At 61.6% G+C, this 13,769-nt stretch carries 13 protein-coding genes and 1 pseudogene; 4 read left to right on the top strand and 10 right to left on the bottom strand.

Annotated features, from left to right (window positions below; all coding sequences use genetic code 11):
- Nucleotides 1-341: 341 nt before the first annotated feature.
- From ACMTA2_RS18115 to ACMTA2_RS18150, 8 genes are all read right to left on the bottom strand, one after another.
- Nucleotides 342-1,493 carry an acyl-CoA dehydrogenase family protein gene (locus tag ACMTA2_RS18115; protein ID WP_413791100.1) on the bottom strand — a complete coding sequence of 384 codons (1,152 nt, stop codon included), beginning with the start codon at nt 1,491-1,493 and terminating at the stop codon, nt 342-344.
- Between the two features lie 3 nt (nt 1,494-1,496).
- On the bottom strand, nt 1,497-2,603 hold the full coding sequence (locus tag ACMTA2_RS18120) for an enoyl-CoA hydratase/isomerase family protein (protein WP_413791101.1): 1,107 nt from the start codon (nt 2,601-2,603) through the stop codon (nt 1,497-1,499).
- 134 nt (nt 2,604-2,737) lie between these two features.
- Nucleotides 2,738-3,445, bottom strand: coding sequence for an HPP family protein (locus ACMTA2_RS18125; RefSeq protein WP_413791102.1), 708 nt, complete (start codon nt 3,443-3,445; stop codon nt 2,738-2,740).
- 177 nt (nt 3,446-3,622) lie between these two features.
- On the bottom strand, nt 3,623-5,002 hold the full coding sequence (locus tag ACMTA2_RS18130; protein ID WP_413791103.1) for a UDP-glucose dehydrogenase family protein: 1,380 nt from the start codon (nt 5,000-5,002) through the stop codon (nt 3,623-3,625).
- A 97-nt stretch (nt 5,003-5,099) separates the two neighbouring features.
- A complete protein-coding gene (locus ACMTA2_RS18135) occupies nt 5,100-6,035 on the bottom strand; it encodes a LysR family transcriptional regulator (protein WP_413795682.1) in 936 nt (311 codons plus the stop codon).
- A 58-nt stretch (nt 6,036-6,093) separates the two neighbouring features.
- Entirely contained in the window at nt 6,094-6,627 is a 534-nt protein-coding gene (locus tag ACMTA2_RS18140; protein WP_413791104.1) for a hypothetical protein, read from the bottom strand.
- A gap of 40 nt (nt 6,628-6,667) precedes the next feature.
- Nucleotides 6,668-7,459, bottom strand: coding sequence for a putative hydro-lyase (locus ACMTA2_RS18145; RefSeq protein WP_413791105.1), 792 nt, complete (start codon nt 7,457-7,459; stop codon nt 6,668-6,670).
- A gap of 92 nt (nt 7,460-7,551) precedes the next feature.
- A complete protein-coding gene (locus tag ACMTA2_RS18150; RefSeq protein ID WP_413791106.1) occupies nt 7,552-8,499 on the bottom strand; it encodes a LysR family transcriptional regulator in 948 nt (315 codons plus the stop codon).
- 261 nt (nt 8,500-8,760) lie between these two features.
- Here ACMTA2_RS18150 and ACMTA2_RS18155 point away from each other — a divergent pair, with 261 nt between their 5' ends.
- From ACMTA2_RS18155 to ACMTA2_RS18165, 3 genes are all read left to right on the top strand, one after another.
- Nucleotides 8,761-10,044 (top strand): MFS transporter, encoded by a 1,284-nt coding sequence (locus ACMTA2_RS18155; RefSeq protein WP_413791107.1) that lies wholly within the window; start codon nt 8,761-8,763, stop codon nt 10,042-10,044.
- A gap of 119 nt (nt 10,045-10,163) precedes the next feature.
- Nucleotides 10,164-11,402: an OprD family porin gene (locus tag ACMTA2_RS18160; protein ID WP_413791108.1), complete on the top strand. Its 1,239-nt coding sequence runs from the start codon at nt 10,164-10,166 to the stop codon at nt 11,400-11,402.
- A gap of 166 nt (nt 11,403-11,568) precedes the next feature.
- Nucleotides 11,569-12,141, top strand: coding sequence for a phosphoglycerate mutase family protein (locus ACMTA2_RS18165; protein ID WP_413791109.1), 573 nt, complete (start codon nt 11,569-11,571; stop codon nt 12,139-12,141).
- Here ACMTA2_RS18165 and ACMTA2_RS18170 read toward each other — a convergent pair.
- The gene (locus tag ACMTA2_RS18170; protein WP_413791110.1) at nt 12,130-12,810 is read right to left on the bottom strand and encodes a class I SAM-dependent methyltransferase; all 681 of its coding nucleotides are present in this window, start codon (nt 12,808-12,810) and stop codon (nt 12,130-12,132) included. The genes ACMTA2_RS18165 and ACMTA2_RS18170 overlap by 12 nt on opposite strands.
- Before the next feature lie 63 nt (nt 12,811-12,873).
- Nucleotides 12,874-13,503: a LysE family translocator gene (locus tag ACMTA2_RS18175; protein WP_413791111.1), complete on the bottom strand. Its 630-nt coding sequence runs from the start codon at nt 13,501-13,503 to the stop codon at nt 12,874-12,876.
- A 129-nt stretch (nt 13,504-13,632) separates the two neighbouring features.
- Here ACMTA2_RS18175 and ACMTA2_RS18180 point away from each other — a divergent pair.
- Nucleotides 13,633-13,761 (top strand): annotated as a pseudogene (locus ACMTA2_RS18180) (hypothetical protein); the annotation flags it as partial.
- Between the last annotated feature and the right edge of the window lie 8 nt (nt 13,762-13,769).

The following is a 13,769-nucleotide window of genomic DNA, read 5'->3' on the forward strand; positions in this document are numbered from 1 at the left end:
TCTCAGGTGTACGCAGCCCTTGCTCACACCACCGGACTCTGTGGGAGCGGGCTTGCCCGCGAAGACGCCGGCACACCCAGCATAGACGTGACTGACCCACCGCTTTCGCGAGCAAGCCCGCTCCCACACCGGATCTCAGGTGTACGCAGCCCTTGCTCACACCACTGGTCCCTGTGGGAGCGGGCTTGCCCGCGAAGACGCCGGCACACCCAGCATAGAAGTGGCTGACCCACCGCTTTCGCGAGCAAGCCCGCTACCACACTGGATCTCAGGTGTACGCAGCCCTCGCTCACACCACTGGACCCTGTGGGAGCGGGCTTGCTCGCGATGCTTTCCAGCCATCAAACCAGGTAGTGTTTCAACTCCCGGGCAATCACCATCCGCTGTATCTCGCTCGAGCCTTCATAGATCTGGGTAATCCGCGCATCGCGGTAGTAGCGCTCTACCGGATAATCCTCGAGATACCCGTACCCACCATGAATCTGTATGGCCGAGGAGCAGACTTTTTCGGCCATTTCCGAGGCGAACAGCTTGGCCTGGGAGGCTTGCGACAGGCACGGTTGGCCGGCGCTGCGCAGACGGGCGGCGTGGAGGATGAGCAGGCGGGTGGCGTTGATGCGGGTGTGCATGTCGGCCAGCAGGTTGGCGATGCTCTGGTGCTCGATGATCGGCTTGTCGAACTGGACGCGATCACGCGCGTAGGCCAGCGCCGCTTCAAACGCCGCGCGGGCGATGCCCAAGGCTTGCGCCGCGATGCCGATGCGGCCGCCTTCCAGGTTGGATAGGGCGATCGCCAAGCCTTTGCCACGGGCGCCCAGCAGGTTGGCCTCGGGGACGGTGCAGTTGCTCAAGGTGACGGCGCAGGTGTCCGAGGCACGGATGCCCATTTTGTGTTCGGTGCGATCGACGATGAACCCTGGGGTATCGGTGGGCACCAGGAACGCTGAAATACCTTTCTTGCCCAGTTCCGGGTCCGTCACGGCAAACACGATGGCCAGTTTCGCCCGTTTGCCGTTGCTGACGAACTGCTTGGCGCCGTTGATGACCCACTGGCCATCGCGCAGTTCGGCTCGGGTGCGCAGGTTGTGGGCTTCGGAACCGGCCTGGGGTTCGGTCAGGCAGAAGCAGCCGATGGCCTGGCCACTGGCAAGGTCGGCCAGCCATGTCTGTTTCTGTTCATCGGTGCCGAAATTCAGGACCGGTCCACACCCCACCGAGTTGTGGATGCTCATCAGTGCCCCGGTGGCACCGTCGCCCGCGGAGATTTCCTCCACCGCCAGGGCATAGGCGACGTAATCGACGTAGGTGCCGCCCCATTCTTCCGGCACCACCATTCCCAGCAGGCCCAGTTCCCCCATCTTTGCCACCAGGCCGTCGTCAATCCAGCCGGCCTTTTCCCACGCCTGGGCATGGGGGGCGATTTCACCACGGGCGAAGTCCCGGGCCATGTCGCGGATCATCACTTGTTCTTCGGTCAGTTCGAGGTCATGCATGGCTCAGTTCTCGTGGTCGTCGAAGCCGTCGAAGAAACTCGCCACATGGTTAGCGTCCAGCGCCTCCAGGTTCGGCGGGTTCCAGCGCGGGTTCTTGTCTTTGTCGATCAGCAAGGCGCGCACACCTTCGATCAGGTCACCGCGTTCGAACCATTGCCGGTCCAGGTGCAGTTCCAGGGCGAAACAGTCTTCCAGGCTCAAATGCCGACCGCGCCGCAGCATTTCCAGGGTCACGGCCATGGCCAGGGGCGAGCGACTGTCCAGCACGTCGGCGGTCTTCAGCGCCCATTCGTGACTGTTGGCGACGGTGACCTGGCGCAGTTGCTCGACCATGCTTGGCACATCGGGCAGGGCAAAGAAATGATCGATGGCCGGCCGCAAGTCGGCCAGGGGGGGCGCTGGAAGTTGCTGCTGGCCGAGTTTGGCCAGCAGGTTTTGCAGGTCCTTGAGCGGCGTGTCGTGCCATTGCAGCCCGTCGAGGCGTTCATCGAGCTGCTTGAGTTTGCGGCTGTCGAGATACCAGTCGGCCAACCCGCAATACAACGCATCGGCCGCACGGATCTGTACGCCGCTGACCCCCAGGTAGATGCCCAGCTCCCCGGGAATGCGCGGCAGGAAATAACTGCCGCCCACATCCGGGAAGTAACCGATGCCGACTTCCGGCATGCCCAGGCGGCTGCGCTCGGTCACGATCCGCAGGTCGGCACCTTGCACCAGGCCCATGCCGCCGCCGAGCACGAAGCCGTCCATCAAGGCGAGGATCGGTTTGCGGTAGTGGTGAATCGTCAGGTCGAGAGCGTATTCCTCGACGAAAAAATCTTCATGCAGGGTGTCGCCCCGCTGGTGGCTGTCGTACAACGAACGGATATCACCGCCGGCGCAGAAGGCCTTGTCGCCTGCGCCACGCAGTACCACGGCGCGGATCTGTGGGTCCAGAGCCCAGGTATCGAGTTGTTGCTGCAAGCTGCGCACCATGCCCAGGGTAAGGGCATTGAGGCCGGCGGGGCGGTTCAGGGTCAAGTGGCCAACGTGATTGCGAACGTCGACCAGCACCTCATGGGCCACGGTTTCGATGGTTTCCGCAGCTTGGGATGAAACCTGAGCTGTCATCGCTAACTCCCTGCTTTTATTGTTTTTTATGAATTGTGTCGCGCGTACCCGTTGAGGATCGTACCAGTGCAAATTTGCCGTGCACAACCGGGATACGTGCAGGTCCTGTCTGCATATTTATAGCAGCCACAGGCTCAACCGCGACTGGAAAGGACCTCCGTGATGCTGCGGCGCTTGGCATTTCGCTCGCTGGCGTGGATCAATTGCTCGAGATCTTCCGGGGTCACGTCGAAGAAAGCTTCCATTTCCGCCAGGGCCAATTTCAGGTCTTCGGCGGTGATGGCCTGGCGGTCGACGGGAGGGTGGTCAGCCGGTACGACGGCCACCGGTTCGCTGGCGCGCTTGGGATAGCGCACCCGCGTCAGGTTGTTGTAGGCCAGCGCAAAGGCGAGCAACCCGGAGCCGGCCAGCATGGCCGCGCCGACCGCCCGCCAGTCCAGGGCAATGATGGAGGGAGCTGCCAGCACCAGCGTCGCGGCCAGGGCGCCTGCCGGCGGGTGCAGGCAACGCAGCCAGCACATCAACACCAGCGCCATGCCGGCCGCCAGGCAGGCGCTGCCCAGCGTCCGCCCCAAGACATGGGCCACCAACAGCGCCACGACCGACGCACACAGGTAACCGCCGACAACCGACCAGGGTTGGGCGAGGGCGCCCGATGACACGGCAAACAACAGCACGGCCGAGGCACCGAGGGGGCCAATCAGGTGCTGCGCCACCTCAAGGCCGAAGACTTGGCCGCACAGCCAGACACTGAACATTGTCCCCAGCGCCATGCCGATGGCGGCGCGGCTCCACTCGGTGGGACGGGTATTGATAGCGGCGGGGAACCAGCGAGAAAGCATTAAACGGAAATCCAAAAAACCAACAAAAAAAGGGGCTTACGGGAGAGTCCCAGAAAGCCCTTTAAGTGTTCCAACAGTTGGGGGAGGAACGGTGCACAGTGTGCCGTTCACAACCCTTGCTTACAAATTCATATTAATGCTGGTTGAGTGCATTAATTTTGAGGTAACGCCCACAGGTCAGGCGCTTCTCGAAGCCGGGAACCACGTTTGCTGGGCGATAGGCAGGTTGCGCGACTGGCCGCGCCCCATCGGGAAATAGGTGAAGCCCTTGTCGGCCATGCGCTCGGGGTCGAACAGGTTACGGCCGTCGAAAATCACCGGGGCCTTGAGCCGTTGCCGGATCAGTTCGAAGTCCGGTGCCTTGAAGGGCTGCCATTCGGTGCAGATAACCAGCGCATCGGCCCCCGGCAACACCGATTCCGGCGTGCCCATCAGCATCAGTCGGGTCTCGTCGGGATAGAGCAGCTGCGTCTGCTGCATCGCCTCCGGGTCAAATGCACGGACACTGGCACCCGCTGCCCAAAGCGATTCCAGCAGGGTGCGGCTCGGTGCATCGCGCATGTCGTCGGTGTTGGGCTTGAAGGCCAGGCCCCAGAGGGCGAAGGTCTTGCCGCGCAGGTCGCCCTGGTAGAACGCGTTGATCCGCTCGAACAGTTTGTGTTTCTGCCGCCCATTGATGGCTTCCACCGCTTGCAGCAGGTCGCTGGAGCAATGAGCCTGCTCGGCCGTGTGGATCAGGGCACGCATGTCCTTGGGAAAGCACGAACCGCCGTAGCCGCATCCAGGGTAGATGAAGTGATAGCCGATGCGCGAGTCGGCGCCGATGCCCAAGCGCACGGACTCGATGTCAGCCCCCAGGTGTTCGGCCAGTTCGGCGATCTGGTTGATAAAGCTGATCTTGGTCGCCAGCATGCCGTTGGCGGCGTATTTGGTCAGCTCGGCGCTGCGCAGGTCCATGAACAGGACACGGTCGTGGTTGCGGTTGAACGGGGCGTACAGGTCGCGCATGGTTTCGCGCACTTCATCGCGCTCGCAGCCGATCACGATGCGATCCGGACGACGGCAATCGGCGACCGCCGAGCCTTCCTTGAGGAATTCGGGGTTGGAAACAATATCGAACTGCAGCAGGCGACTGGCCTTGAGCAGGCACTTGTCGATGTGCGCCCGCAGAACGTCGCCGGTGCCCACCGGCACGGTGGACTTCTCCACCACAATGAGCGGTTGCTCGCGGTAGCGGGCGACGGCCTCGCCGACGGCCAGGACCTGGCTCAGATCGGCACTGCCGTCATCCCGGGAAGGCGTGCCCACGGCGATAAACAGCACCTGGCCGTGCTGCACGGCGAGCTGTTCGTCGCAGGTGAAATGCAAACGGCCAGCCTCCAGGCCTTCACGCACCAGAGCGGCCAGGCCAGGCTCGTAAATGCTCACCTGGCCTTGACGCAGGCTGTCGACCTTGCGCTCGTCGATGTCCACGCACACTACATCGTGGCCTACCTCGGCCAACACGGCGGCTTGCACCAAACCGACGTAACCACTTCCGAATACACTGATCTTCATGGCGGATTCCCTGGATCATTCCGAGCGGGTGGCTTGCGCAAGCAGCATTTGCCGCAGTGCGCTTGGCTCAGAATAAGTCGGGGATATTGCAGTTCACTTACAGCCCGCTGAAGTCCTGCGCCGCCAATCGGTAAGCGGCGGGCAGTTGCGCGACGAACTCGCCGACCACTTCCCGGGTCAGGCTGACGATGTCCTCCACCCGCTCCATTCCGGCGCCGGTTCGCCAACTGGCGACAATGTCCATGACCGAGGGCAGCGGCACGCCGTCCACCAACGTCAATGTGCCTTGGGCCAGTTCGCCGACCACCAGCGCCGCGGGCATCGCGCCAATGCCAAAGCCATCGCGAACCAGGCGGGTAATGGCCGAGGCCGAGTTCACGCAGTTGATGCGTGGCGAGACGATGTTGGCCGAATGCAGCAGGTTGAGAATGTCCTGGTGGGGCCGTGAGTTGCGCGAGAAGGTCACGATGCGTTCCTGGGACAAGTCCTCCAGCGACGCATAGGACCGGTCATAGGTGGAACCGGTGCGCACCACCCAGTGCATCGGGTAACGGGTCAGCAGCGCGTTGCGTACGCTGTCCAGGCGCAGGATGTCGGTCTGGAAAATGATGTCCTGGTAGCCTTTTTCCAGTTGCGAGCACAGGTTGCTCGCGGTGTCGGCCGACAGTTCGATTTCCAGGGCCGGGTAACATTCCATCAGACGCGTCACCAAGGGGCTGAGCCAGGTGTGGATCACCGTATCCATCGCACCGATGCGGATCCGGCCGCGCACCTGGCGCGGATCCTTGATCACGGCTTTCATGCTTTGCATGGTGTCCATGATGCGCTCGGCGTATTCCAGCACGCGCTGGCCTTCGGAGGTCAGCGACACACCTTTGGAATCGCGCACGAACAGGCGCACGCCCATTTCGTCCTCCAGGGCGGCGATCCGGCTGGAGATGGACGCCTGGGTGGTGAACAGCTTTTCCGCGGTGAGGCGAAAGCTTTTCAGGCGGGCGACCCAGACGAAGGTTTCGAGAAACTTGATGTTCACTTGGGGCAATTCCTTGAAACAGTCATGCAAGGCTCCTGAAAGCGCACGGGCGGCCTGATCAATGATCGTCCAGGTAACGGATAACATCCTGTAGCGCGCCTGAATCCGGGACGTTATCGATAACCGCTTCAGGCTGGCACCATGGGTACTCCAACCGCGATGCCCAGGCCATGATCATCGGCAGATCGGTCGCCGGCAGGGTCTTCATGTGTTCGATGGTGATGGTCAGTCGCTCGGCCAGGCTCGACGCCGGATCGAACTGCCAGTCATACAGGCCACAACCGACGCGTGCCTCGCCACTGCTTTTGTCGGACATTGCCACCAGCCATTTGCACTGGAACGCCTCGGCGTCTGCCGGTGGCGGGGCGGCCAGGCAGAACGTGTAGACGTTTTCGAAGGTCTGGCCAAAGCGACTGACCAACACGTCGCCAATGGCGGTACGGCCTTCGACGTGGTCGGGAAACGTGATGGAACCGGTGCGCACCACCATGTGCAGAGTAGCAGTCTGCGTAAAAGCCTGATCCAGCAGGTGAGGGCGGTTGCCGTCCTTGGCGCTGATGTACTGTTGAATCGATTGCTCAGCGGTGTTCATCGTGTGTCCCTTCAAGTTGAAAAACGGCCTCGTCCGAGGTTTACAAATCACTGTTCCATAAGTCCGTCACCAGCATGCAGCCCGGGGCGTGGGTGATGCACAACGGTGGACGTGAGGCCTGGACCACCGATTGAGGTGTTACGCCGCAGGCCCAGAATACTGGTATCTCGTCCGCTTCCACCGGCACGGCATCGCCGTAATCCGGCGAGTCCAGGGATTGAATGCCGATCAGCGACGGATCGCCGATGTGTACCGGGGCGCCGTGAACGTTGGGCATGCGCCCGGTGATCTGGATCGCCTGGATCGCCGCGGCGGCTTTCATCGGCCGCATGCTCACCACCATTTTGCCAGACAGGCGGGCGGTGGGGTGTGTGTCGATGTTGGTCTGGAACATCGCGACATTGCGCCCCAACTCAATGTGCCGCAAACGGATGCCGGCCTCCAGCAGGGGTTGTTCGAACGAGAACGAGCAACCGAGGGCGAAGGCCACCAGGTCGTCCTGCCACAGGTGTTCGATGTCCAGCGGCGCTTCGCTCAACTCGCCGTGGCGGTAGACCCGGTATTGAGGCACCTCGTGGCGGATATCGATGGCGGCGCCCAGGCTGCGGAAGAACGGATCGCCTGGCTCGGTCACGTCAAGCACCGGGCAGGCCTGGCGATTGAGGGTGCAGTAGCGCAGGAATTCATTGGCCCAGTCCCCGGGCAGGATCACGATATTGGCTTGCACGCGGCCCTGGCCCAGGCCGCTGGTATGGCCCTGGTACTGACCGGCGGCGATGTTTTGGCGCAGGGCCAGGGGCGTGCATTGCTGCAGTTGTTCGAAGGACATCATTACGGGGCTCTCCAAGCGTTCGTTCGCTACTTTGAGAACACCGTGGCGATGACGTCCAACAAGGAATATTGCTACCCCGTGACAACTAAAAGTTATTCAAGAGGCGGTTGGCTGTTCAGCCCGGGAGCCGCCACCATTCGTTGCGGCCCGACATCTACGGCGTATTGGCTGACCACCTGGCGACTCATCTGGACGATGTTCTCCACCAGTTCCAGGCCGACACCCGCGCGCCACGAGGCGACGACGTCGAGTTGGGGCAGGGCGGTGCCGGGTTCGAGCTGGATCAATTCGCCGCTGGCCAGGGGCTTGGCCACCAGCGCGGCGGGCAGGGCGCCGATGCCGAATCCGTCGCGAATCAATCGGGTCATGGCCGACACCGAGTTGACGCAACTGACCCGTGGCGCACTCACGCCATGGGCGTACAACAGGTTGAGTACATCCTGATGCGGCCGCGAATGCTTGACGAAGGTGATGATGCGCTCGCCGGCCATCTCCACCAGTGACGCGTAGGGGCGGGCATAGATCGACTGGCTGGCGGCGATCCAGTGCATGGGGTAGTGACCCAATTCCAGATTGCGCACGCTTTCGTGGCGGACCAGATCGGTCTGGAACACGATGTCCAGGTAGCCTTTCTGCAATTGCTCACAGAGGTTGCGGGCGGCGTCGGCGGTGATTTCGATTTCCACGGCGGGGAAGGCTTGCATCAGCATCGACATCAACGGGCTGAGCCAGGTGTGGATCACCGTATCCATCACGCCGATGCGCACCAGGCCTTGCTGCGGACTGCTGGTGTCCAGTGACTGCTTCAACGCCCGCTGCACTTCGAGCATCTGTTCGGCGTAGTCGAGCACCTTGAGGCCTTCGGGTGTCAGCGAAACCCCGCGCGAATCCCGTACGAACAGGCGCAGGCCCAACTCCTCTTCCAGCGAAGCGATTCGGCTGGAGATCGCCGCCTGGGTGCTGAACATCTTCTCGGCGGTGAGGCTGAAACTCTGTAGCCGGGCGACCCAGACGAAGGTTTCGAGGAACTTGAGGTTCATGAGGGCTCTCGGGGTGCGGGGGGGTCTTATGTTGCAATTGTTTTGCAATTGTTACTCCAGAACGGGCCGTGGGGCATCAAATTTTCTTATGTCCCATCTGTTGTTTTTCCCGTTTGACGCTGTGCCGATCCGCCACCAAGAATCCGCTCCACGACGCAGCCACTGCGTCCGCATCCCCAACGACAACGCCTTCACAAAAAAATAACGAGGCGTGTCCGTCATCTTCGCTTGCTGCCGCAGGAACCTTCCATGGAAAAGACCATGACTGACTGCGTAACCACCGGGACAGGGCGCTCGGGCCCGTTCAGTTGGTACGGCCCCCTGTCGAAAAATGAAAAACGTACATTCTGGAGCTGCAAGATCGGCTATGCCCTGGACGGCATGGATACGCAGATGCTGAGTTTCGTCATCCCGACCCTGATCGCGACCTGGGGGATTTCCAAGGGCGACGCCGGCTTGATCGGCACCTGCACACTGCTGGCCTCGGCGGCCGGCGGTTGGATCGCCGGGATCCTCTCCGACCGAATCGGCCGGGTACGGACCCTGCAATTGACGGTCCTGTGGTTCGCATTCTTCACCTTCCTGTGTGGGCTGGCGCAGAACTACGAACAATTACTGGTGGCCCGGACCTTGATGGGCTTTGGCTTCGGCGGTGAATGGACCGCAGGGGCGGTATTGATCGGCGAGGTGATCCGCTCCAAGGACCGTGGCAAGGCGGTGGGCATGGTGCAGGCCGGATGGGCGCTGGGCTGGGGGCTGACGGCGCTGTTGTATGCCGGGCTGTTCAGCTTCCTGCCGCCGGAAGACGCCTGGCGGGCGTTGTTCATGATTGGCCTGGTGCCGGCGCTGTTTGTGCTGGTGATCCGTCGGCTGGTCAAGGAGTCGGACACCTTCGAACATGCGGTGCGGGAGCGCCAGGCGAAACCGGAACTGGGCTCTCGCTGGGCCTTCTTCGAGATATTTGCCCCACGGATGCTCAGCACGACATTGCGCGCCTCGCTGTTGACCACCGGTGCGCTGGGCGGCTACTACGCCATCACCACGTGGTTGCCGACGTACCTGAAAACCGAGCGCGGTCTGAGTGTGCTCGGTACGGGCGGTTACCTGGCGATGGTCATCGTCGGTTCCTACATCGGCTATGTGACCAGTGCATTGCTGACCGATGCCATCGGTCGCAAGAAGAACTTCATCCTGTTCGCCGTCGGGTCCATGGCCATCGTCCTGGCCTACACCCAACTGCCCATCGATAACACCTGGATGCTCTGGCTGGGCTTTCCACTGGGCTTCTTCGCCTCGGGCATCTTCGCCGGCATGGGCGCATTCCTGACCGAGCTGTTTCCCACCCGCATGCGCGGGTCGGGGCAGGGCTTCTGCTACAACGCCGGGCGTTCCATCGCCGCGCTGTTCCCATTGTTCATCGGCGCATTGAGCAACACCTTGCCCATCGGCACCGGGATCGGCGTGTTCGCGGCCGGCGCCTATGGCGTGGTTATCCTGGCGGCGTTGAGCCTGCCGGAAACCCGCGGCAGGCAGCTCGAGTCCTGACCACCCGTGACGTCCGCGCACAGCGCGGACGCCGCTACAACCCTTAAAACAACAACCATCGGACGCGATCGCAACGCCCCCGAGAGCGTTCGCTCGCGTCCATAAAAAAGGAGCATGACATGGGGCATTTCACATCCACCTGGTTTTATACCCCCGCCGGTACGTTGCTGGGCCTGAGCCTGATCGGCGTGCCGAACGCCCAGGCCGACTTCATCGCCGACAGCAAAGGCAGCCTGGAGGCCCGCAACTTCTACTTCAACCGCGACTTCCGCCAAGAGGGGGCACGGGACAAGGCTGAAGAATGGGCGCAGGGCTTTCTGCTGCGGATGGAGTCGGGATACACCGCCGGGACCGTGGGTTTCGGCCTCGATGCCTTGGGCATGGCCGGTTTCAAACTGGACTCCGGGGGCGGCACGGCGGGCACCAACCTGCTGCCAGCGGATCGGTCTGGCGGTTCGCAAGATCGCTATGGCGAACTGGGCCTGACCGCCAAAGTCCGTGTGTCCAACAGCACCTTGAAGCTGGGAACGTTGCAGATCAAGGACCCTGCGGTGAGTTCCAACGACACGCGGCTGTTGCCGGGCACCTTCAAGGGCGGCTTGCTGAGCGTGCAGGAAATCGATCGTTTGAAGCTGACCGCCGGGCAACTCACGCAGATCAATTTTGTCGACTCCACCGACTACCAGGACATGACCGCCAACCGCATCGGCGGTAGCAGCGACAAGTTCCAGTTCGCCGGAGCGGACTATCAGTTCCTGCCGAACCTCACGGCGCAATACCGCTATAGCCTGTTGGAAGATATCTACCAGCAGAACTACCTCGGCTTCGTCCACACCCTGGACCTGGGCGCAGGCCAGTCGTTCAAGAGTGACGTGCGCTATTCGCGCAGCACCGAAGACGGCAGCTTTCGCGAACTCGACAACCAGGCTTTCGGCGCCATGTTCACCTACAGCCTGGCGGGCCATGCGTTGGGCCTGGGCTACCAGCGCATGAGCGGCGATGATCCGTTCCCGTACATCGGACGCAGCGATCCCTACCTGGTCAACTTTGTGCAGATCGGCGACTTCGCCAACATCGACGAGCGTTCCTGGCAAGCGCGCTATGACTACAACTTCGCGGCTATTGGCGTACCCGGGTTGACCTTCATGACTCGCTACATCACCGGCGACAACGTCCAGCGCAGCGCACCGGGCGAAGGCAAGGAATGGGAGCGCAACACGGATATCGCCTATGTGGTACAGGATGGAACCTTGAAGGGCCTGGGCTTGAAATGGCGCAACGCAACGGTGCGCTCGAATTTTGGCAACGACCTGGATGAGAACCGGTTGATCCTCAGCTACACGCTGGCGCTTTGGTAAAGAGATCGCCGGTAAAGCCGATCCTGTGGCAAGAGAACGGGCTCCCTCGCCACAGGGTCATCACTCCTTGAATAAAAATGGCATTGCACTCGATCAATGGCGTCGTTGCCTGTATACAGGTGCGCTTCGAAAGGGATTTTCAAGACAACACAAGGGAGCTGTCGCTGTGATTTACCTGATACGCCATGCCACGCCGTTGATCGATTACAACCCCTGCAATGCGCATTCAGCCAAGCTGCTGCTGGATGAATACAATCAGACCTCGTCCATCGATGAGGGTGAAATTGCCGCATTCCTGAGCCAACCGGACTTGTCCCAAGTGCTTTTGGCGACCGAAGCCAACATCATTTCCTCACCCGTCAACAGGGCCTACGCGACGGCATGCCGGCTATTCGAAGCCACACGTATCCAACAGGATGCTCGACTACGTGAATACGACCTGCGGTTAAGCAGCATTCCTGTCTTGAAAATGGGCGTGAGGCATTGGTTCGCCTTGCACAGGATCCTGTGGCTGCTGGGGATTTCACTAGGGGCCGCCAGCCGGAAAGCCGAACACCAGCGGGCGCTTGGTGTCGCCGATGAGCTTTACAACAACTGCGGCGAACCGGGGAAGACCACGATCGTTGTCTCTCACGGCATGTTTCTCAGAACCGTCAGGAAAACCCTGCAAAAGCGCGGACTGCAGGCGCGCAGGGTGTATCGCTCGGGGTGTTTTACCGTCGAGTCGCTAACGCCATGACGGGGATTGCTCGGCCACCAGCAGTAACGACTGCGGCACCGGGCTTTGTGGATGCTGAGGTTCCTGCAGGACCACCAATCGGAAACCGGCCATGTCCAGGGCATTGAGCCAACTGGACAAGGTGCGGAAGTACCACGGCATAGGTTGCCATTGGCCTTTGAACCCATCGAAGGTTTCTTCTCGCCAACCGTCCTGATAATTGCCCGCTGCCACGGTCCATGGATGCAGCGTCTGAACCACCAGTGCGCCACCTGGGCTGAGCAGGGCATTCATCGCAGCGAGCAATGGGATGATGTCCTGGTGCAACAGGGCGAAGTTGGCGCAGATCAGGTCGTAGCCACTGCCGACGTGCACCTTTGCCTCCACCAGCGCGTCATAGCTTGCCAGATGCACCGGCGAGGAACCTGCCGCCCGCGCCGCATCGACCAGCGTCGCGTCGCCATCCACACCGACCGCTTCGATGCCCCGTTCAGCCAGCGCCCGCAACAGCCAGCCTTCGCCGCAGCCCAGATCGAGCACGCGTTCGGGCTGGCGGCTCTGCACCGCCAGTAGCATGGCCTGGTCCGTGACCGTCAGCCGGCTTTCGATGGCCCCGGTGCGGATGGCTTCGATCCAGGATTGGGCATTGTGGTGCCAGCTTTGAAGGAGGGTGGTTTCCGAGGACGACATTGATCCAGCTCCGCAATGGATTGGCTAAGCATAGGACAATCGCTGTTGCAGGGAAGCCAGTGGTCAAAGCGGGCGGTCAAGAAACAACAGGCGTGCGGCCAGCGCTGCCATGACCCCGGCAAAACCATACGTGCCCAGGCGCCTTGAAATCCCGCCGCTTGCCAGCTTCGCCCTGAGCTGAGCGGCGCAAACACCCAGCAGCGTATGAAAGACAAGTGCAATCAGCGCCAGCAACGCGCCCAGGAAGATCAACTGCACACCGATGCCTCCAGCCTTGACGTTGACGAACTGGGGCAGGAACACCATGAAGAACAGCAGCGCCTTGGGATTCAAGAGGCTGTTGAGGGCGCCTCGGCAGAAGATTTTCCACAGCGAAGCTGCCTGCAATTGGCTGTCCTGAGTCGCGGCCGGCGTTCTCAGCGCTTGCCAGGCCAGCCACAGCAGATAACCGGCTCCGGCCAGGCGCAGCACGTCGAACGCCGGGGCCCAGCTCATCACCAGCGCGCCAATGCCCGCGCTGACCATCATCGTCATCAGCACGTCCGAAAAGGAAATGCCGAGGGCGGCGGCAATGCCGGCACGCCAGCCGTGAGCCAACGCATGGCTGGTGACAAAGGCCATGTTGGGCCCTGGGACGATCAGCAGAAGCACAACAGCAACCACGAACAGGTAGAGATTGGCGATATCCGGCATGGGGATCACTCCGTGGGGTGAGCCACGACAGTAAGCGAATGCCGAGGAGGGCGTCAGTGACAGTCCGGGCCTATCGGATAGCAACAGTTCGCTCTCGCGTTGAATGATGGTTGTCGATAACACGATCTGTTCTGTCGTGAGCATCTGGCGGGGTTCAAGGTGCACAGGACCGTGGTGTTCCGCGAGTTGCCGAAAACCTCGACCGGCAAGATCCAGAAGTATTTGTTGCGCGACTGGGCCAGGGCACTCAGCCTATAGTCGGACAC

Origin of the sequence: Pseudomonas medicaginis (assembly GCF_965119365.1) — a bacterium.
GTDB lineage: Bacteria > Pseudomonadota > Gammaproteobacteria > Pseudomonadales > Pseudomonadaceae > Aquipseudomonas.

What these genes read in the sequence shown, in the direction of transcription:
- ACMTA2_RS18130 (WP_413791103.1), bottom strand. Translation starts at nt 5,002, where the DNA reads ATGAAGATCAGTGTATTCGGAAGTGGTTACGTCGGTTTGGTGCAAGCC.
- ACMTA2_RS18155 (WP_413791107.1), top strand. Translation starts at nt 8,761, where the DNA reads ATGACTGACTGCGTAACCACCGGGACAGGGCGCTCGGGCCCGTTCAGT.
- ACMTA2_RS18115 (WP_413791100.1), bottom strand. Translation starts at nt 1,493, where the DNA reads ATGCATGACCTCGAACTGACCGAAGAACAAGTGATGATCCGCGACATG.
- ACMTA2_RS18150 (WP_413791106.1), bottom strand. Translation starts at nt 8,499, where the DNA reads ATGAACCTCAAGTTCCTCGAAACCTTCGTCTGGGTCGCCCGGCTACAG.
- ACMTA2_RS18170 (WP_413791110.1), bottom strand. Translation starts at nt 12,810, where the DNA reads ATGTCGTCCTCGGAAACCACCCTCCTTCAAAGCTGGCACCACAATGCC.
- ACMTA2_RS18125 (WP_413791102.1), bottom strand. Translation starts at nt 3,445, where the DNA reads ATGCTTTCTCGCTGGTTCCCCGCCGCTATCAATACCCGTCCCACCGAG.
- ACMTA2_RS18145 (WP_413791105.1), bottom strand. Translation starts at nt 7,459, where the DNA reads ATGATGTCCTTCGAACAACTGCAGCAATGCACGCCCCTGGCCCTGCGC.
- ACMTA2_RS18120 (WP_413791101.1), bottom strand. Translation starts at nt 2,603, where the DNA reads ATGACAGCTCAGGTTTCATCCCAAGCTGCGGAAACCATCGAAACCGTG.
- ACMTA2_RS18160 (WP_413791108.1), top strand. Translation starts at nt 10,164, where the DNA reads ATGGGGCATTTCACATCCACCTGGTTTTATACCCCCGCCGGTACGTTG.
- ACMTA2_RS18140 (WP_413791104.1), bottom strand. Translation starts at nt 6,627, where the DNA reads ATGAACACCGCTGAGCAATCGATTCAACAGTACATCAGCGCCAAGGAC.
- ACMTA2_RS18175 (WP_413791111.1), bottom strand. Translation starts at nt 13,503, where the DNA reads ATGCCGGATATCGCCAATCTCTACCTGTTCGTGGTTGCTGTTGTGCTT.